Below are 18,489 nucleotides of genomic sequence, written 5' to 3'. Positions count from 1 at the left end.
TTACCTGGCCCCAGAATCAGCTTCACATGTGACGTTTTTCTGCTCGATGACGTGCCACACAAGCGCAAAGACTTTTCCTCATTGACCGGGGACCGGGACTTTAGCGCGTTAGCCCACGCCAGTCATTCTGGTAACGGCCAGTACAGTTCTCAGGAAGGGTGCGTACAACACAATGCTCTTATTAGGCTTACAAGTATGCTGAAAAATCGGGTAAGCTAGCCCTGTACTTGCCTATTGCCAGGCAAGTATTAAGTAGTGGGGCTATCGTGATCGGTAATGCTTTATATGAGTTATTAAAAAAATGAAGCAGGCAATTTTATGGTTTTTACAGTCATATATCTATTTAATCCCTTTGGCCCTTATTGTGGCAGGGGCATATATCTTCGCGAGATTCATACCTGATTATTTTGGGATACTGACCTTTTTGTGGCTTATTATCGTCTCATTTTTTTATATCAAGTATAACCGCTGGTATTAGTGTAGCTGGCACTGGTTGAGATCACGTTTTGAGTCGATAATCGTCTGGTATCAGATGTTCAGCGGCTCGTGCGGGGGTCACGGTGATATCCTGGCAGCCATCTTTCCGTGATAACCCACACTTCATTCAATGTGCCCTTCATTGCCCCTTATCTGCTCACATAAACGTCGTATCATGCTCCCGGCTGTACGCGTCCTGCACGAACTCAACCCATGATGAATCTGCCGTTGGCTTGCACAGCGCCTTCCAGAATACACCGTCAAAACAGCCTGTCAGGAAAAGATAGCGACATACATTCATTACCTCATCGGGACGCCAGTCTCGTGAACTGCCAATGCCCATCAGGTCAGACTCCAGTCTGCTATACGTTAAATTGTCCTCTTCATCTGCCCATGCCCGATTAAGACGTTCATAAATGGATGCGCCCCTCTGTGCGCCGACCTCAAAAAAGTCGCCGTATAATTCATGGGGAAGATACTGATGTTCACCACCCAAATCATGCAAAAACGGATAAACACCGGACTCCCAGGCAAAGATGTACGCGTCGGTATATTCGGTGATGCTGCCAACTTACTGATTTAGTGTATGATGGTGTTTTTGAGGTGCTCCAGTGGCTTCTGTTTCTATCAGCTGTCCCTCCTGTTCAGCTACAGACGGGGTGGTGCGTAACGGTAAAAGTACTGCCGGACATCAGCGCTATCTCTGCTCTCACTGCCGTAAAACATGGCAGTTACAGTTCACATACACAGCCTCTCAACCCGGTACGCACCAGAAAATCATTGATATGGCCATGAATGGCGTTGGATGCCGGGCAACCGCCCGCATTATGGGCGTTGGCCTCAACACGATTTTACGTCACTTAAAAAACTCAGGCCGCAGTCGGTAACCTCGCGCATACAGCCGGGCAGTGACGTCATCGTCTGCGCGGAAATGGACGAACAGTGGGGCTACGTCGGGGCTAAATCGCGCCAGCGCTGGCTGTTTTACGCGTATGACAGGCTCCGGAAGACGGTTGTTGCGCACGTATTCGGTGAACGCACTATGGCGACGCTGGGGCGTCTTATGAGCCTGCTGTCACCCTTTGACGTGGTGATATGGATGACGGATGGCTGGCCGCGGTATGAATCCCGCCTGAAGGGAAAGCTGCACGTAATCAGCAAGCGATATACGCAGCGAATTGAGCGGCATAACCTGAATCTGAGGCAGCATCTGGCAAGGCTGGGACGGAAGTCGCTGTCGTTCTCAAAATCGGTGGAGCTGCATGATAAAGTCATCGGGCATTATCTGAACATAAAACACTATCAATAAGTTGGGACCATTACCGTATATTCCTTGTGATGCTTACCCAAATGCATGATCTGAATTCGCTGCTGCGTGAACATGGCTTTCATTATGTGTTGATCAGACATCGAACCTGACTCCTTTTCAAATGCGACAGTAATTTTCGGCTCTAAGGTAATGCACAACGTACCAGGCCGCCAGCAGTGTAAACGTGGCGACGTTCGTGTTTTGTCTATTTTGAGAATTAGCCCCCAATCCCAATAACACTTCACCACGAATACGCTTACTGCGCATCTGAATTTGCAGTTATGTTAATGCCGCTAAAAAAGCGTTTTCCACTGCTAAATATATTATCGCATCTTAATTTCACATCGGAATTATTCACATCAATAATATTCCATCTCATCACGTTGAAAGGATAAAAGCCCTTTTTTTGGCGGGGTGAAGTTTGCCTGTTCGCTGTCTAAAATAAGGAATCTCAAGGTTTCCTTTGTCATTCGCCAGCAAAAATGGCAAGAAAAACCAAAAAAAAAGAACAATTAAATCAGATGGTTATGAAAAAATTCGCATACTTTCAGTTGCGCCAGATAGTACATGATATTTAGCTATTTTCTTCGTCTGGCCTGAGTTATGTGCGGCGAAATAAACCCACATCTCGGAAAAAACACCTGTTTGTTAGCCCTGGGAGTCCAGGAATAATCCTGGATTAATACTTCTGTACTCATCATTACAAGGAATGAAAAATGACGCTGCCCGGACTCAACCCCGAAGCAAATATGCCTGGCTACGATTTTGCTCGCTTTAGCGGTAAAGGTGCGACAGATTTCAATTTCGATGCGCTTGGCGCAGCGATGGACTGTACACGTGATTTTGCACAGGCTGGAATTATCTACGCCGATGGCACGGAGCGATATCTGGTGCGCCCCAGTAAACGTCACCCGAACGGACAAAGCGGCATCGTAACGCATGTGGTTGTGACAAAGCCTCCCGCCCAAGGATCAAAAACCACGGTGGGTAAATCATTGACCGACGCCGTCTCCGCAACCTCTCTCGGTCCTGAAATCGCCTCCACCGTTCTCTCCTGCGGCGCAATGATCATTACCGCCGGAGTCATGGCCACTGCGGGAGCCGCCGTCCCACTCACTGCCGGAGCCAGCGGCGCGCTGGTCGCCCTGGGTTATGCCGGTGCCGCTGCCACAGGTCTGCAATGTATCAATGGTCTCTATCGTTTGTATGACCTGGTGGAGAATGGCGGCGAAGATGTGGCCTGGCTGGATTCGCAAGGCTGGTATAACGCCACCTCTACCGCGCTCGATCTTATCTCGCTGGCAAGCGCAGGCGGCGTACTGAAAGAGGTTGTCACGACGTGGCGCGCAATGAAATCCGTTTCGTCGTTAAAAGCGTCACAGTGGCTGAAAGAGTACCCTCGCCAGGATCGCAAACGCCTGACGGAGCTCATCATCAAGCTGCAAAATCCTGGCATCAGTAATAAGGAAATCAAAGCCCTTATCCGCGCAGGCATTTATCCTAAACGCTTCCCGGTCGAGCCGGTGCAGGTGGAGCTTACCCGGCAACTGGGTAATCTGGTGACCAGTGCGGCGGCGCTGGCGGGAAGCGCGGTGAGCGGTGTCGTCGCCTCGCCGGGCAATATTCCCAAAACAGGCCGCTATATTGTGGGCACCATTCAGTCACTGGCGGTACTGTAATGCGCCTGGCCACGCTCATTTCCGGTTGGCTTTTTTGTGATCTGCTGGCCCATGGAAGGGAGATGGAACAGGTTATTGCCCGTGGCGATAACAGCCTGTTGCAACATTCAACGCCCGAACTGGAGCGCTGGTTTGATAAACCGCCGTCTGAACTGCCCCGGCAGAACGGATTTCCTTTGGCGTTTGTGCTGTTGTTGTTCCTGGTAGCCTTCGCCTGTAATTTACTGACGCTGATGGCGATGCTGCCAAAACAGACACCGCCAGTCCGGGCGCTTATCTTCTTCCTGCCCGCTATTCTGTTTATTTTCAGCAACCTGAGCGCCACCTATATGATCGCACGCGGTAAAACATCCGGGCTGGCCTGGTATGGCCTGGTGCATGGCGTCCTTACCGTGCTGAGTGTGCTGCTGCTGGTGTTCACCGTACTGGATGGGCAGACGCATCATGCGGTCATCATGCTGGTGGCACTGCTCATCATGCTGGCCTGCCGCTATGTGCTTAATGGACGCGGATTTATTTTATTCGTGCTCTACGGTCGCACGCAGCGTATCGCAACACTGTCTCGCGGAATGCGCATACGATCGGGCCAATAAGGACAAAAAAGCCGCCGGTGCGTAACGCATGGCGGCTTTTTTTAAGCTGATGGCTATAAGCCAGTGCTAAAGGTAATCAGTCCGAGCACAATACCGGGCGAATTGGCTATCACAATCGGCCAGTTTTTCCTTTCGCTCAGTAAACCGTACGCCACCCACAACACGCAGTTAACGGCGGCGGCCAGCGGTTGTAGCGGGTTAGTTTTCACCCCGTGCAGATTATCCAGAATCAACGGTATATACGAGATATACATAAAACAGCAGGCAATGGTCGCCACCCAGCCCACAACAGCATGCGCTCTTGCGTACAACATCACGCTTCGCCTTATGACGTGTGAATGTTCACTCCGCGTCAACGCGTCGGGCAACTGAATCCCGGCTCACCAGGGTTCCCTGATGGGAAAACACGGTTTTTTCGTCGGGATGCAGTAAAATTTCGACCGCATCGCGGATCATTTCGTCCATCGGGACGTGGATAGTTGTCAAAGAAGGCGTGTAGTACTTACCAATCACCGAATCATCGAACCCGGCCAACGAGATCTCTCCCGGCACCGCTCTCCCCGCATCCTGAAACGCTTTCGCCAGGCCAATGGCCATATCGTCATTGGCGGCCAGCACGCAGGTGAACGGGATATTGAGCGCCAGCAACTGGCGTCCCGCCTCATAACCGCTTTCGGTACTCCAGGCGCCCCGCACCACCAGTTGAGGATCGGGGCTGATACCCGCTTTTCGCAACGCATCGCGGTAGCCGCGTAAACGGCGTTCACCGGTCGGCGAACCACATACGCCCGCCACAAATGCAATCCGGGTATGCCCCTGCGCCAGCAAATGTTCCACCATCTCCTCGCTGCTACGGCGATGATCGGTAAACACGCAGCGGTTTCGGTTTCTGATAAGTTCACGATTAATGACAACTATCGGAGTCTGGTTGCCGTCAATGATGTCATCCAGCTCACTGACCGACAGATATTTGGGGTAGATCATGATGGCTTCACAGCGAAGCTCGAGGAGCAAACCAATCGCATCGCGCTCGTCCTGAGCGCTGTGTTTCCCGTCTGCAAGCACCAGTTGACGGCTGTGACCTTCACTGCGCGTCGCCGCCTGATAAACCATGCTTGAGAAGAACGGGCCGTTGTACAACCCGTTGGTGATAACCAGCCCAATCGAATTCGTTTTGTTATTAGCAAGATTGCGCGCCAGCTGGTTTGGCCGATAACCGGTCTCAGCAACGGCCTGTAAAATTCTGGCCTTCACCTCTTCCCGGACAAACACCTTACCGTTTAGCGCGCGCGATACCGTCGCCTTTGACACTCCTGCCATTCTGGCGACGTCCAGTATCGTTACCATAAGAAAACCTCAATCAATGGGTGGCTCACACTGAGCCAGAAACATCCGGCTCAGAAACATGCTGCAAAAGAGTGCGACTCGCGAAGCCCGACGGGTTATGTCGTGACGCCGTTGACACCATGTTCGTGCGCCCGTGCCTCCTTATGCGAGAGACATCAGCGGCGCCCCCATACCAATCGCGCCATCAAGCTGGTGCTTTGTCAGCGTGAAATCTTCACTGTTAACCACCAGTACCGGGGTTGTCAGATCATAGCCTTCGCGTTCGATGCTGGCTTTGTCGAATTCAAGAAGAGGCGTACCTGCTTTGACCACATCCCCCTCTTTCACCAACGGACGGAAATGCTGCCCCTGCAGGTTGACGGTATTTAACCCAACATGGATCAATAACTCTGCCCCATTATCGCACAATAACCCAATGGCATGATGTGATGCGATCACGGTCGCCACCGTCGCGTCACACGGTGCCACAACTTTGCCTTCTTCGGGCTTGATGGCAATACCATCGCCAAGCGCTTTACCGGCAAACGCTTCATCTGCCACTCTCTCCAGCGCCACCACTTCCCCTTTTAATGGGCTGAGCATCTTCACTGCACTGGCCGCAGCGGTATTTGACGTCGCTTGCGCTTTGACAGGTGTTGCCGGTTTCGTGTCCTCTTCGTTTGCCGGATCTTCAAAGCCCACGAACTGCACCATCACAATCGTCAGCACGATACAGGTTCCGGCCCCTACCAGTTCGCCGATAAACGACATCGGCGCATTCGGGCTGATAGCATTGACCAGGGTAAACAAGCCAGGCAACGCGGCATACGCGTAGTACAGGCTACCGAAGAGACTGGCGACGACCGCACCCATCGCCCCGCCGATACAGCCGCAAATAAACGGTTTTTTAAAACGCAGCGTCACACCGTAAATCGCCGGTTCGGTGATGCCAAAAATCGCCGTGATCCCGGCAGACATGGAGGTCGCTTTTAACTGGGTATTGCGGGTTTTCAGGAACACGCCAAACACCGCCGCCATCTGACCAATAACCGCAATGGTCTGGTAAGCCTGGAAGGAGTCGTAACCCTGGGTGTCGAAATTGGCCATGATTACCGGCGTAATCCCCCAGTGAACCCCGAAGATAACAATAATCTGCCACACGCCACCAATCACCGCCGCCGCAACTGCCGGTGCTGCGTGGAAGAGCGCGTTATAGCCGTTTGCCACCCCCATTGCCGCCCAGGTGGTAATGGGGCCAATCACAATCAGGGTCAGCGGCACAATGACAACAAAACAGATCAACGGCGTAAAGAGCGGGCTGACCACATCCGGGATCCACTTTTCTACCCGGCGTTCGAACCAGGAGAGCGCCCACACCAGGAACAGCGGTGGCAAAACCGAGGAGGTATACACCGTTTTAGAAAGCGGGAAGAAAAGGAAATTGATGCTCTCCCCGCCAGCAATACGCCCCGCCAGCGCAGCCCAGTCAGGACTAATCAGCGCACAACAGCAGAGAACCGCGATAAACGGATTACATTTGAAATGGCGCGCCGCCGTAATGGCGATAAAAACCGGCAGGAAGGCAAACGGCGTCCAGGACATAAAGTTGAGCACGGCGAAAGTGCCAGTGGTTTTGATATCGGCATCCATCAGACTGACAACAATCAGCAGCCCTTGCAGAATACCTGCCGCCGCCAGAATGTAGACAATCGGCGCGAACACTGCCGACATGGTGGCAATCACAGCGTCAAGCTTACGCGTTTTTTTCGGGGCGCTGCTTATGGAGCCATTCTCTTTTACCAGACCTGACATCGCGTTGAAGACGTCTGCCACGTGGGTACCGATCACCACCTGAAACTGTCCACCGCTTTCCACCACCGCAATGACTCCTGGCAGGCTTTGCACCAGACGTTTCGCATCAGCGGGCGTTTCATTAAGAACCAGACGTAAACGCGTGGCACAACGGGTAAAGCTGTTGATGTTCTCTTCCCCTCCGACTTCCCGGAGGATATCACTTGCTAACTTATTGTAATCCCGAATAACAGCCATCTTTTTTCTACCTTTTATTTTCGGTAACTGAGTCATGCAATGAATGAAACCGGTTTCATGCTAACCTGGCCGCGCAGCCATGCAACCGGTTTCATGGAAATATGAGAGCTAAATCACTTGATGAGGTGAATATGAAACAGCCGGGAAGTGGGGAAAAAACGTACCGGAGAAGTATTTCTTTCAGGAATGCTAACGCCTGTAACTTGTGACCTGTATTATGATTTCAGCCATATCTGCTTAGCTGAACTGATGCTAATCTTTCAGGGTTGAACGCAGCGGCTGCGGGTACGACAATGAGCTTATTTCGTGTTTGATCATTACCAACTACCATTAACTCAATCTTTAAGCGCCTTAGCGAAAGACCATGAACAAACCCATAAAACGGCTTGAGATCATTAAGTACGCCATTGAACTGGAAGACGAAGGCATTATTCAGAGCCAGCTTCCTTTTCTAAAAAATGAAGTCACCGACAGTGAGCTGGCGTTCATCGTATGGGCGCTTGAAGAGAAAAACTTTTCCGATGCGTTGCGCACTATCAATGCCTGGCTGCAGAGCCAGCGTTCAGTGGTGCAGTGGCAGGATCCACAGGTTGCCGCCAGCAAACTGGAACTGAAAGCGCTGGAAGAGCAGTTGCGTGAGTTAATCGATAAACGTAACACCCGCATTCAGTTGCTGGATGATTTCAACGATCTATACCTCACCCGTCTTGGGCCACTGATGTCACAGATCCTGCGTCTGCGTAAGATCCTCGCCGAAGCCGCCGTGCGTCGCCAGGAAGCCGAAGCGCATCGTCGTGAGGCCGATTATCTTCGCTGTCAGAAATATCTGTCGCAGGCGGTGGAGGTGCTGGTCACCCTTACCCGCCGCTGGCAAAGTTTTCCGCCACAGTCCCCGCAGGCGGCGGAAGCGCGTAAGCATTTGCAGCAGCAGAATGCGCTGATCGCCTCTTTGCTGGCCGAAGCGCAGGAGCTGGAGCAAGGCTTGACGCGTGAAGATGAACCGGCGCGTCAGGCGCGGGATGAAGCGCGCCAGGAGTATGAAGATTACCAGGAACAACAGCACGATGCCGAGCAACGTTTTGGCTTCGAGCAGAAGATGTCACCGGATGAGCGCGTTGAGCTGAAACGCTTGTGGCGCCAGGCCAGTAAACTTTGCCACCCGGATTTGGTGGACGACGCCTTTAAAGAAGAGGCGCATGCCATGATGGTTCAGTTGAATCAGGCCAGGCAGCGCGGCGATCTGGGGGCAATTCGCCTTTTGTTAACCCGCCTGCAAAAAGGGCTGGAGCCGTTAATGGCCAGCGATCGTCTTAACGATCTTGCCCGCCTGCGCCAGCGTATTCATGAGGTGAAGCAGCATATTGCCAGCCTGATCGATGAGCTGAATGCGCTTGAGAAAGAGGAGTCGTGGCAACTGGTATCGTCACTGACCGATCAGGAAGGGTATTTCCGCCAGCAAGAGAAAGCCCTTGCCGAGATTCGTCAATCGCTGGAGCAGCAGGTGAGCGAAGCCGAATACGACGAAGTGGCGTAATTCCGCAACCTCCCGGATGCGGCGCAGGCGCCTTATCCGGGCTCTTATCGATACCCACCGCACAACCGTAGCCCCGGTAAGCGAAGCGCCACCGGGGAGTGGCATAAGTTCAGCACTCCCCTTCCGGGTGAAGAAAACTACAGCGAACTACTTCTTATGCCAGTAAGCCTGACCACGAACCCGTTGCTGGTCGATGGTGTCAGTCGCATAGTGATCCAGCAACGCTTTCACTACCGCACCCTCGCCCGTCAGCCAGATAAAATAGTCTTCCGACGGCACAGCAACCGGCGTCAGCTTTTCCACCACCGCCTGCGCGTCATGGCCAATCACCCAATCAATGTTGTAATTACTCAAATAGGCAAAATAATCTTTGTACGAGGCGTCCCCTACGGTGACCACCGATTTGACTTCCGGGCGCACCGCCAGGCGACTTAACCCCTCCAGCCGACGACGCAACGCCGGCATCCCGGACTCATCGCATACATACAACTGCCAGGCATAATCTTCCGGCACCACCAGCGATCCACGCGGTCCGCCGATTGTCAGCTTGTCGCCTGCCCGGGCCTGCATCGCCCAGGTGCTTGCCACACCACCTTCATGAATAAAGAAATCGATCGCCAGCTCCTGGCGGCGCTCATCATACAGTGGTGTGTAATCACGCGTTGCAGGGCGTGGACCCTCTGCCCAAACGATACCCTCATCGGTTACCTGTGGAGGCGTAAACGCGCTACCCGGCTGTGGGAAAAAGACTTTGGTATGGTCGTCGAACCCGCGAGAGATAAACCCCTCCAGCGCCTCGCCGCCCAGCACAATGCGCTGAAATCCGGCCCCCACACGCTCGACGCGTAACACGGTCAACTCGCGAAAACGCAACTCATTGCGTACACGCTGCGGATAACGTTGTTGTTTGATTGTCATAATCGGCCTTCGTGAAATTGAATACGATATATCTAAATTGATTTTTAAATGATAATGATTGCTGTTTATTGAGATGGCAAGCCTTTTTTTAGATACATAAAATCAGAAACGCACAACCTGCAAAAAAGAAAATAAAAAATCATTAATATCAATAAGTTACAAAAATAAACAGAACCAGCCTTGTCATATTTTTAATTTTAGATATAAATTAGATATATCAAATTCACCAGGGAGCAGAACATGCGACATCATCACAATGCATTCGATGAAGAATGCCAGCAGGGTCACGACAGCGAGTGTCACGCCGGGCGTCGCGGGGAACATCACCGCGGCCACCACGGCGAGGTCCATCATGGGCGCGGCGGCGGACGCCGTCAGCGCTTTTTCGGCCACGGCGAATTACGCCTGGTTATCCTGGATATCCTGACCCGTAACGCCAGCCATGGTTATGAGTTGATCAAAGAGATCGAAACCCTGACCCAGGGAAATTACACACCCAGTCCGGGTGTGATTTACCCGACGCTGGATCTCTTACAGGATCAGCAGCTTATTATTATTCACGAGGAAGACGGCGGTCGTAAAAAGATAGCCATTACCCCGGAAGGTCAGGCGTGGCTTGCCGAAAATAACGAGCACCTGCAGCATATTCAGGCGCGTATCAAGGCGCGAAGCGTGGGTTATCAGTTACGAAAAGATCCGCAAATGAAGCGCGCGCTGGAAAACTTCAAGGCGGTGCTGGATTTGAAAGTAAACCAGTCAGAGCTCAGCGCCGCCCAGTTAAAACAAATTATCGGCATTATCGACCGGGCGGCGCTGGATATCTCTCAACTGGATTAAGCCATCGCCCCGTCTTCACGCAGGCGGAAAACTTGCACCAGCTCGCGCAGGTGCGTCGCCTGCTCATTAAGCGCCGCCGCCGCCGCAACAGACTCTTCCACAAGGCTTGAGTTCTGTTGCGTGGTGGAATCAATCAGCCCGATAGCGCTATTGATTTGTGAAATACCGTCGGTCTGCTCGCGGCTTGCCTGGCCAATCTCGCGCAGGATCACATCCATCTCCTGAACGTTGCTCACCATGCCGTTGATCAAACTGCTGGCTTTTTCCACCAGTGCCATACCTTCACGGGTCTGACTGGTGGAGTTTTCAATAAGCTGGCGGATTTCATTGGCAGATGCGGCACTCTTTTGCGCCAGTTGACGCACTTCACCGGCCACAACCGCAAAGCCACGACCATGCTCGCCTGCACGTGCCGCTTCCACTGCCGCGTTTAGCGCCAGGATATTGGTCTGGAAAGCGATGGCGTCAATCAGGTTGATGATGTCAGACATACGGTTGGAGGTCTCATTGATCACACGCATCTTCTCGGTGACCTGTTTCATCATCTCGCCATTGTTTTTAACCACATTGGCCGCATCCGCAGACAGGCTGGTGGCTTCGGTGGTGTGATCGGCCGTGTTTTTCACGGTCGCGGTAATCTGCTCCATGGACGATGCGGTCTGTTCGACAGAGCTGGCCTGCTCCTCTGTGCGGGCCGCCAGATCCTGGTTTCCGGCCACAATTTGCGCCGCGGCGCTTGAGATACTGGCCGAGCCAAACTGCACTTCCTGAACAATGTCCACCAGGCGGGTTTTCATCTCCATCAAAGCACGCAGCAGGATACCGGTCTCATCACGATAATCGGAGTGGATAGTGCGGGTTAAATCACCGCTGGCAATCGCCTCGGCAAACGTCACCGCTTCACGCAGCGGGCGAGTAATGGCGCGCACTATCACCCATCCCAAAAGCGTACCCACGCCGATACTGATAATCGCCAGGGCAATCAGCAGTAAACGATTGGTGCTGAAATCGCTTTGAACCAGCTCACTACCATGACGCATCTGCGCATCCTGGATAGCAATCAGGGCCAGCACTTTCTCTTTGTAGGCTTTTTGGATTGGCACCATTTTGGTCATCATTTCAGTGATAGCCGCCGAATGATCATCCTTCTTCACGTCTTCCAGAATACGAAAACGCGAGTCCAGAAATTGCTGACGGATATCTTTAATCTCGGCGAGGATTTTTTGTGATTCGCTGTCATGGAGGTTTTTTGTCAGATCGTCCAGAAGAACCGTTACTCGGGAGCTAATTTCGCCGAGCTGCTTCTCGGTCTCTGCCTGCCATTTGCCATCCGTGTCCAGTAACATAAGTTGCTGCGTACTGACAAAGCTCTGGAAGTTATCGATGAGTTGATTGGCTTTTACGGTGGTCGGATAATCATTGTGAATAATATCCTGCATTCCATTATTAGCACGATTCAGACTGAACAGTGAAAGAGCGGAGCTGGCTACCATCAAGACAATAAAAAAACCGAACGCGAAAAATAATTTCGCACCAATTTTTACATCATGTAAAAACATATATTCCCCCATGCACATGATTATAATTTTGCGAAAAAACCCTTTTCAACAAAGAGTTAGATGCGTTGCTTTAAAAGAGACGCCAGAAATAATATCTCCACTGCATGTTATCGGTAACCGCAGCGCTAACTTTATGAGATTGATCGTTTTTTTATTTCAGTTGTGATTATTCTGATAGTTATCAGCTATTAATTGAGATCTATCGATCGTTATATGTTCTGAGGGAAGAAGTTGCGCAACGTATATTAACGCCACTTAATTGTCTTTTAATAAGAATAACAAGTTAAATTAAATGGAATATAATTGATCAAAAAAGAAACTATATTTAATATTAATTTAACATTTTATAAATATAAATAGAACAAATCAGAATGCACAATATAAGCTCATAAAATATAAGGTTAAATATACATTAAAGAGAAAATTCCCTCTCTTTGAATAGAGAGGGAGAGGAATTAATGAAGCACGGAAACGGCGTCCTGCAAACGGCTGGCGCGGTGTTTTACCATTGAGGAAACATTGGCGTTTTCGGCTACCAGCCCGGCATTTTTTTGCGCGATGGTATCCAGCTCTGCCACGGCATGGGTCAGCTCTGACAGCCCTTGCGCCTGTTCAGAAGTTGACTGGCTAATCTGGCCAATCAGGGAGGTCACGTTTTGAACCTGAGTGACGATATTGTCCATCGTCCTGCCTGCCGCATGGACCTGTTCATAGCCCGATTGCACTTTGCTGGCGCTGGCATCAATCAACTTGCGAATATCATTTGCCGCACTGGCGCTACGGCTGGCAAGGTGGCGAACCTCCCCGGCCACCACAGCAAAACCTTTGCCCTGTTCACCGGCACGGGCGGCCTCCACTGCGGCATTGAGCGCCAGAATGTTGGTCTGAAAAGCGATGTCATTAATCAATGCGGTGATTGAACCGATACGCTGCGTACTGTCAGCAATTTCGTCCATCGTTTTCACCACCGTTTCCATCGCTTTTCCTCCATTCGCCGCCGCGCTACTGGCGGAGCTGGAGAGTTTGTCAGCCTCTGTCGCGGTATGGGAATTATTTTGCACCGAGGCGGCCATCTGGCTCATCGTGGCAACGGTCTGCTGCACATTGACGACGGTCTGCCGAGTACGCTCGTTCAGATCGTCGTTACCTTTTGCCAGCGTTTCGCTACCGCTGCGCACGCTACTCACCTGACCGGAAACATCGTGAATCAGCCAGCGACACATTAACCCCAACTGCCCAACGGACCGCAGAGTAAGACCCAGTTCGTCGCTACGTTTCAGATGCGTCACGCTGTTACGTTCACCGGTCGCCACGCTAAGGGCCTGACGGGCTACTTCCTCAACCGGACGCACAATTTGCCATTCAAGGCAGGCACAGCCCAACAGCAAGATCGCGGCACTCAACAAAATCGCCGCCGGACCATTCCCGGAAAGCCACAGGCCAGCCGCCAGCACCATCCATAAGAGCGCCATCACCCCGCGTGTCCGCCAGCGTAATGGCAGAGAGGGCAGTTTACCCAGCCAGCCCCGGCTAACCACCAGCCCTTTATGGATCCGCTTTTTAGCTCGCCCTTCCTGAATGGCTTTATATAAAGGTGTGACAGCGGCAATTTCCTCCTGGGTGGCGCGGGTACGAATGGACATATAGCCCGTCACTTTTCCGTTACGCACCATTGGCGCAGCGTTAGCCCGTACCCAGTAATGATCGCCATTCCGACGGCGGTTTTTAACAATACCACTCCAGGGTTCGCCCTGTTTCAGGGTGTACCACATGTCCGCAAAGGCGGCTTTCGGCATATCGGGGTGGCGTACAAGGTTGTGCGGCTGGCCGATCAGTTCGTCCAGCTCAAAGCCGCTTACCTGAGAGAAGGTGTCATTGGCGTGGGTGATATAGCTTTGCAAATCGGTGGTCGACATCAGGGTGGTGTCAGCATCAAGGGTGTATTCCCGTTGCGTGACAAACGGCGGAGCAGACATGATAAGCATCCTTTGCAAGTTATTCGGCTGTTAAAAATTTTATCGAATGTTATTTCGGCGATAATGAATTTATCTTTAGTTGTTAAATTTGATTTAGATCGCAATTTGCGATTAAACCGCACTATTTGTATGTTTTTAAGCTGCTGATTTATATAGTAACGGCTTGAAACTACCAAGTTTTCCTGATTTATCGCTGCGCGAAAATGAGGCAATAATCGCACCACCACGGTGCATTTCGCTTAAAAAACGCGCACTGCGCGTTTTCTTTTCCTCTATTTCAGAGCGTAACAAAGGGTAAGATCCGGGATCTAATCTCGTACAAATGCATTTTTCCCTGGTGTTTATCCCGATTTTCATTTACGGCTTCGATGTGGCGCAATCCCTGCAATACTTAAATCAGTATCATGTGATACGCGAGCCCCGGGAGCATATTTTGAACAGATTACCTTCCAGCGCATCGGCTCTTGCCTGCAGCGCACACGCACTGAACCTCATAGAGAAACGAAAGCTTGATCATGAGGAGATGAAAGAATTAAACCGAGAGGTACGAGAATACTTTAAAGAGCATGTAAATCCGGGGTTTTTAGAGTATCGAAAATCTGTTACTGCCGGCGGGGATTACGGAGCCGTAGAGTGGCAAGCGGGAAGTTTGAATACGCTTGTCGACACCCAGGGACAGGAGTTTTTAGATTGTCTGGGTGGGTTTGGTATCTTCAATGTGGGGCACCGTAATCCAGTAGTGGTTTCCGCCGTACAGAATCAACTCGCAAAACAACCTCTGCATAGCCAGGAGCTACTCGACCCACTGCGGGCGATGCTGGCAAAAACGCTGGCGGCATTAGCCCCAGGCAAACTCAAGTACAGCTTCTTTAGCAACAGCGGCACGGAATCCGTCGAAGCGGCATTAAAGCTCGCTAAAGCGTATCAGTCGCCACGGGGCAAATTTACCTTTGTCGCGACCAGCGGCGCGTTCCACGGTAAATCCCTGGGTGCGTTGTCTGCGACGGCGAAATCGACCTTCCGCAAACCGTTTATGCCGTTGCTGCCGGGCTTCCGTCATGTGCCGTTTGGTGATATCGAGGCCATGCGTACCCTGCTCAGTGAATGTCATAAAACCGGCGATGATGTCGCTGCGGTGATCCTTGAGCCAATTCAGGGCGAAGGCGGCGTTATCCTGCCACCGCAGGGTTATCTGCCGGCCGTGCGTAAGCTGTGTGATGAGTTTGGCGCGCTGCTTATCTTTGATGAAGTGCAGACCGGGATGGGCCGTACGGGCAAGATGTTCGCCTGCGAGCATGAGAACGTCCAGCCGGACATTTTATGTCTTGCGAAAGCGCTCGGCGGCGGCGTGATGCCGATCGGCGCGACTATCGCGACCGAAGAGGTCTTCTCCGTCCTGTTCGATAATCCTTTCCTGCATACCACTACGTTTGGCGGTAACCCGCTGGCCTGTGCGGCCGCGCTGGCGACCATCAACGTGCTGCTGGAAGAGAACTTACCGGCACAGGCAGAGCAGAAAGGTGACATGCTGCTAGACGGCTTCCGCCTGCTGGCGCGTGAATACCCGGACCTGGTGCAGGATGCACGCGGCAGAGGGATGCTGATGGCTATCGAGTTTGTGGATAACGAAATCGGCTATACGTTTGCGAGCGAGATGTTCCGCCAGCGTGTACTGGTTGCCGGGACACTCAACAACTCGAAAACCATTCGTATTGAACCGCCGTTAACACTGACGATTGAACAGTGCGAACAGGTACTCAAAGCGGCACGCACCGCGCTGGCAGCGATGCGCGTGGCGGTGGAAGAAGCGTAAAAACGGTGCGGCCTTCTCCCCCTCACCCCTGCCCTCTCCCTCAAAGGAGAGGGTGAAAAACAGCCCCCACCCGCTTGATCGGTTTCCTCTCCCCTGTCGGGCTGAGGATTCCCCACAAAAATGCGAGCACGAACGGTCCCCTCTCCTCTTTGGGGAGAGGGTCAGAGTGAGGGGCAAAGGTAAACACCGCGCACCACACCAAACCGCTATTCCGGCATCAGCCCCACAAACGTCCTTTTTTTACGCGGCTCCGACATCAGATCTTCCAGCTTCGCCACGCAGGCCAGATAGTGCGGCGTCTCCTTGTGCGCCAGCACAGCGGCTTCATCCTTGTACGCCTCGTAGATAAAAAACCGCGTCTTTACTTTCGGATCCTGCAACACATCAAAACGCAGATTTCCCGGCTCCTTCACTGCCCCCTCGTGATTGGCGCGAAACACCTCAAGAAACTCATCGATCTTGTCCGGCTTGATGTTAATCTCCACCAGCGTCACATTCATTGTTGCTCTCCCTGTTTCTCTTCCTGCCAGAACTGATACGCCTCACGGGCGCTCATATTCTCGTGTACCACTTTTTTTACTGCTTTGAGCATGGCGAGCGGCGCGCTGGACTGGAAGATATTGCGTCCCATGTCCACGCCGGACGCCCCCTGGTCGATGGCGCGAAAACACATCTCTAATGCCTCCAGCTCAGGCAATTTCTTGCCCCCGGCAATCACAATCGGCACCGGGCAACTGGCGGTGACTTTCTCAAACCCCTCTTCGACAAAGTAGGTTTTGACAAACTGCGCCCCCATCTCGGCGGCGATACGGCTGGCCAGCGAAAAATAGCGTGCATCCCGCGCCATCTCTTTGCCGACGCCGGTGACCGCAAGCGTAGGGACACCGTAACGGTTCCCGGCATCCACCAGCTTAATAATGTTATTGATCGACTGATGCTCATGCTCGCTGCCGATATAAACCTGGGCCGCCACCGCACAGACGTTCAGCCGCAGGGCATCCTCCATCGCTACCGCCACGCACTCATTCGACAGTTCGGTCAGAATAGAGTTACCTCCCGACGCCCGCAGCACTACCGGTTTATTGGTAGCGGGCGGCACCTGGCTTCGCAGCACCCCACGGGTACACATCAGTACGTCCGTTTCGCCAAACAGCGGGGCGATAGATAAATCGATACGTTCAAGGCCGGTAGTCGGCCCCTGAAAATAGCCGTGGTCAAACGCCAGCATTACTGTGCGGTTGCTTTTCGGGTTGAAAATGCGTGACAGGCGCGACTGCATCCCCCAGTCCAGCGCCCCGCAGCCTTTAAGCGTAAACGGCACATTCTGTTGCGGCCGGTCGAGGCCAAAATCTTTGCCATCTTTGATGTCATCTAAATCCGCCATCGTTTCCTCCCGTCAGAAGTCGTATTTGCCAATGTTCTCTTTGGTGAACACCACGCGTTCCGGCAGCAGCACAATCCCGTTGCCTTTCGCTTCATACTGATAGCCCTGCACACTGTTTGGCTCGACTTTAAGCGTGCCGATATCTTTCACGTCGACGCTGTCGCCCACGTTAAGATCGCCTTTTTTCAGCAGATGTTCGGCGACATTCACCGAAATTTTCCCCTGTTGCACCACATCCCACAGGCCAAAGGCTTTCACCGTACCGCGCTCTACATACGGGCGCATGACGTTCGGCGTACTAAAGCCGACAATCGCCACCCCTTCCCGTTTCAGGTTCTCCGCCGCCTGCGCTGCCGCTGGCAGAGCATTGGCGTCCGGTGCAATGATCGCGTCCAGATCCGGATACGCTTTTAAGATCCCTTCTGCGGTTTGCAGGGATTTGGTCGCATCGTTATAGCCAAACTGGGTGGTGACGATTTGCCACTGGGGATGATCTTTCTCGATTTTGGCTTTCGCCTCTTTTACCCACTGGTTCTGGTCGGTCACCGTTGGGCTTGAATAGAAGAAAGCGACTTTGGCATTCGGTTTGGTTACCTGTTTTGAAGCCATCTCCACCAGCAGACCGCCCAGCTGCTCTGGCGTCCCCTGATTGATGTAGATGCTGCGACACTCAGGCTTGGTATCGGAGTCCCAGGTCAGCACTTTCACACCGCGCTGCATCGCCCGTTTCAGCGCCGGACACAGCCCATCCGGCGAAACGGCGGAGACAATAATGGCCTTGTAACCCTGGTTGACGAAGTTGTTGATGAGCTGAACCTGGCCGGAAACGCTCGGTTCGGTCGGGCCGTCATAGGTCACATCCACACCCAGGTCTTTGCCCGCCTCTTTCGCGCCGTTGCCGCCGCTGGTGAAGAAGCCCACCCCAACCAGTTTGGGAATAAAGGCGATACGGTCAGCCGCCTGGGCGGCCATGACGCTACCTGCCAGCGCCAGCGCGCTCAGTTGCACTATCAGTTTTGTCTTCATCTCATGCTC

Annotated in this window: 17 protein-coding genes; 6 read left to right on the top strand and 11 right to left on the bottom strand. The window is 52.5% G+C overall.

Annotated elements, in window-relative coordinates; genetic code table 11:
• Window positions 1-634 precede the first annotated feature (634 nt).
• Window positions 635-982 carry a hypothetical protein gene (locus tag ACS0RQ_RS03545; RefSeq protein WP_334632721.1) on the bottom strand — a complete coding sequence of 116 codons (348 nt, stop codon included), beginning with the start codon at window positions 980-982 and terminating at the stop codon, window positions 635-637.
• A gap of 106 nt (window positions 983-1,088) precedes the next feature.
• Here ACS0RQ_RS03545 and ACS0RQ_RS03540 point away from each other — a divergent pair.
• The 3 genes from ACS0RQ_RS03540 to ACS0RQ_RS03530 all read left to right on the top strand — a co-directional run bounded on the left by ACS0RQ_RS03540 (window position 1,089) and on the right by ACS0RQ_RS03530 (window position 4,058).
• A protein-coding gene (locus ACS0RQ_RS03540; protein WP_334634863.1) for an IS1-like element IS1A family transposase occupies window positions 1,089-1,786 on the top strand; the annotation gives its coding sequence in 2 pieces (ribosomal slippage) (window positions 1,089-1,338 and window positions 1,338-1,786; 699 coding nt in all).
• A gap of 716 nt (window positions 1,787-2,502) precedes the next feature.
• On the top strand, window positions 2,503-3,465 hold the full coding sequence (ssp4, locus tag ACS0RQ_RS03535) for an Ssp4 family T6SS effector (RefSeq protein WP_334633097.1): 963 nt from the start codon (window positions 2,503-2,505) through the stop codon (window positions 3,463-3,465).
• 62 nt (window positions 3,466-3,527) lie between these two features.
• Window positions 3,528-4,058 carry a hypothetical protein gene (locus ACS0RQ_RS03530; protein ID WP_271849963.1) on the top strand — a complete coding sequence of 177 codons (531 nt, stop codon included), beginning with the start codon at window positions 3,528-3,530 and terminating at the stop codon, window positions 4,056-4,058.
• Window positions 4,059-4,111: 53 nt separating this feature from the next.
• Here the strand turns inward: ACS0RQ_RS03530 and ACS0RQ_RS03525 are convergent, their stop codons facing one another.
• The 3 genes from ACS0RQ_RS03525 to ACS0RQ_RS03515 form a co-directional block, all read right to left on the bottom strand.
• The gene (locus ACS0RQ_RS03525) at window positions 4,112-4,372 is read right to left on the bottom strand and encodes a hypothetical protein (protein ID WP_271849962.1); all 261 of its coding nucleotides are present in this window, start codon (window positions 4,370-4,372) and stop codon (window positions 4,112-4,114) included.
• Window positions 4,373-4,400: 28 nt separating this feature from the next.
• Window positions 4,401-5,405, bottom strand: coding sequence for a LacI family DNA-binding transcriptional regulator (locus ACS0RQ_RS03520; protein WP_271849961.1), 1,005 nt, complete (start codon window positions 5,403-5,405; stop codon window positions 4,401-4,403).
• A 141-nt stretch (window positions 5,406-5,546) separates the two neighbouring features.
• Window positions 5,547-7,433: a beta-glucoside-specific PTS transporter subunit IIABC gene (locus ACS0RQ_RS03515; protein ID WP_271849960.1), complete on the bottom strand. Its 1,887-nt coding sequence runs from the start codon at window positions 7,431-7,433 to the stop codon at window positions 5,547-5,549.
• Window positions 7,434-7,797: 364 nt separating this feature from the next.
• Here ACS0RQ_RS03515 and ACS0RQ_RS03510 point away from each other — a divergent pair, with 364 nt between their 5' ends.
• Window positions 7,798-8,967, top strand: a complete 1,170-nt coding sequence (locus ACS0RQ_RS03510; RefSeq protein ID WP_039078163.1) for a coiled-coil domain-containing protein — start codon at window positions 7,798-7,800, stop codon at window positions 8,965-8,967.
• 147 nt (window positions 8,968-9,114) lie between these two features.
• On the opposite strand, the gene ACS0RQ_RS03505 is transcribed toward ACS0RQ_RS03510, so the two are convergent.
• Complete coding sequence (locus tag ACS0RQ_RS03505; RefSeq protein ID WP_271849980.1) at window positions 9,115-9,888, bottom strand: siderophore-interacting protein; 774 nt, start codon at window positions 9,886-9,888, stop codon at window positions 9,115-9,117.
• A gap of 237 nt (window positions 9,889-10,125) precedes the next feature.
• On the opposite strand from ACS0RQ_RS03505, the gene ACS0RQ_RS03500 reads away from it, so the two are divergent.
• Entirely contained in the window at window positions 10,126-10,722 is a 597-nt protein-coding gene (locus ACS0RQ_RS03500; protein WP_271849959.1) for a PadR family transcriptional regulator, read from the top strand.
• On the opposite strand, the gene ACS0RQ_RS03495 is transcribed toward ACS0RQ_RS03500, so the two are convergent.
• The 3 genes from ACS0RQ_RS03495 to ACS0RQ_RS03485 form a co-directional block, all read right to left on the bottom strand.
• A complete protein-coding gene (locus tag ACS0RQ_RS03495; protein ID WP_271849958.1) occupies window positions 10,719-12,281 on the bottom strand; it encodes a methyl-accepting chemotaxis protein in 1,563 nt (520 codons plus the stop codon). The two genes, ACS0RQ_RS03500 and ACS0RQ_RS03495, sit on opposite strands and share 4 nt — an antisense overlap.
• Window positions 12,282-12,736: 455 nt before the next feature.
• Window positions 12,737-14,257 carry a methyl-accepting chemotaxis protein gene (locus ACS0RQ_RS03490; RefSeq protein WP_271849957.1) on the bottom strand — a complete coding sequence of 507 codons (1,521 nt, stop codon included), beginning with the start codon at window positions 14,255-14,257 and terminating at the stop codon, window positions 12,737-12,739.
• Window positions 14,258-14,392: 135 nt separating this feature from the next.
• On the bottom strand, window positions 14,393-14,548 hold the full coding sequence (locus ACS0RQ_RS03485; RefSeq protein WP_271849956.1) for a hypothetical protein: 156 nt from the start codon (window positions 14,546-14,548) through the stop codon (window positions 14,393-14,395).
• 142 nt (window positions 14,549-14,690) lie between these two features.
• Here ACS0RQ_RS03485 and ygjG point away from each other — a divergent pair, with 142 nt between their 5' ends.
• Window positions 14,691-16,070 carry a putrescine aminotransferase gene (gene ygjG, locus ACS0RQ_RS03480; protein ID WP_047373471.1) on the top strand — a complete coding sequence of 460 codons (1,380 nt, stop codon included), beginning with the start codon at window positions 14,691-14,693 and terminating at the stop codon, window positions 16,068-16,070.
• 206 nt (window positions 16,071-16,276) lie between these two features.
• On the opposite strand, the gene lsrG is transcribed toward ygjG, so the two are convergent.
• Genes lsrG through lsrB form a run of 3 tightly spaced genes read right to left on the bottom strand, consistent with a single transcriptional unit; the run spans window position 16,277 to window position 18,480 of the window.
• Window positions 16,277-16,570 carry a (4S)-4-hydroxy-5-phosphonooxypentane-2,3-dione isomerase gene (gene lsrG / locus ACS0RQ_RS03475; RefSeq protein WP_039078168.1) on the bottom strand — a complete coding sequence of 98 codons (294 nt, stop codon included), beginning with the start codon at window positions 16,568-16,570 and terminating at the stop codon, window positions 16,277-16,279.
• On the bottom strand, window positions 16,567-17,454 hold the full coding sequence (gene lsrF / locus ACS0RQ_RS03470) for a 3-hydroxy-5-phosphonooxypentane-2,4-dione thiolase (protein ID WP_071194481.1): 888 nt from the start codon (window positions 17,452-17,454) through the stop codon (window positions 16,567-16,569). The genes lsrG and lsrF overlap by 4 nt, the downstream gene beginning before the upstream one ends.
• A 12-nt stretch (window positions 17,455-17,466) precedes the next feature.
• Window positions 17,467-18,480, bottom strand: coding sequence for an autoinducer 2 ABC transporter substrate-binding protein LsrB (gene lsrB, locus ACS0RQ_RS03465; RefSeq protein ID WP_071194480.1), 1,014 nt, complete (start codon window positions 18,478-18,480; stop codon window positions 17,467-17,469).
• Between the last annotated feature and the right edge of the window lie 9 nt (window positions 18,481-18,489).

The sequence above is a fragment of the Phytobacter diazotrophicus genome (assembly GCF_052061655.1).
GTDB classification, from domain to species: domain Bacteria; phylum Pseudomonadota; class Gammaproteobacteria; order Enterobacterales; family Enterobacteriaceae; genus Phytobacter; species Phytobacter diazotrophicus.
The sequence above is the reverse complement of the archived record's forward strand: the minus strand, read 5'-3'. Positions and strand labels throughout refer to the sequence as shown.

Excerpts from the sequence above, each read along its gene's own strand:
- ACS0RQ_RS03490 (WP_271849957.1), bottom strand. The coding sequence starts at position 14,257 with ATGTCTGCTCCGCCGTTTGTCACGCAACGGGAATACACCCTTGATGCT.
- ACS0RQ_RS03520 (WP_271849961.1), bottom strand. The coding sequence starts at position 5,405 with ATGGTAACGATACTGGACGTCGCCAGAATGGCAGGAGTGTCAAAGGCG.
- ACS0RQ_RS03530 (WP_271849963.1), top strand. The coding sequence starts at position 3,528 with ATGGAACAGGTTATTGCCCGTGGCGATAACAGCCTGTTGCAACATTCA.
- ACS0RQ_RS03500 (WP_271849959.1), top strand. The coding sequence starts at position 10,126 with ATGCGACATCATCACAATGCATTCGATGAAGAATGCCAGCAGGGTCAC.
- lsrG (WP_039078168.1), bottom strand. The coding sequence starts at position 16,570 with ATGAATGTGACGCTGGTGGAGATTAACATCAAGCCGGACAAGATCGAT.
- ACS0RQ_RS03510 (WP_039078163.1), top strand. The coding sequence starts at position 7,798 with ATGAACAAACCCATAAAACGGCTTGAGATCATTAAGTACGCCATTGAA.
- ACS0RQ_RS03515 (WP_271849960.1), bottom strand. The coding sequence starts at position 7,433 with ATGGCTGTTATTCGGGATTACAATAAGTTAGCAAGTGATATCCTCCGG.
- ssp4 (WP_334633097.1), top strand. The coding sequence starts at position 2,503 with ATGACGCTGCCCGGACTCAACCCCGAAGCAAATATGCCTGGCTACGAT.
- lsrF (WP_071194481.1), bottom strand. The coding sequence starts at position 17,454 with ATGGCGGATTTAGATGACATCAAAGATGGCAAAGATTTTGGCCTCGAC.
- ACS0RQ_RS03495 (WP_271849958.1), bottom strand. The coding sequence starts at position 12,281 with ATGTTTTTACATGATGTAAAAATTGGTGCGAAATTATTTTTCGCGTTC.
- lsrB (WP_071194480.1), bottom strand. The coding sequence starts at position 18,480 with ATGAAGACAAAACTGATAGTGCAACTGAGCGCGCTGGCGCTGGCAGGT.
- ACS0RQ_RS03525 (WP_271849962.1), bottom strand. The coding sequence starts at position 4,372 with ATGTTGTACGCAAGAGCGCATGCTGTTGTGGGCTGGGTGGCGACCATT.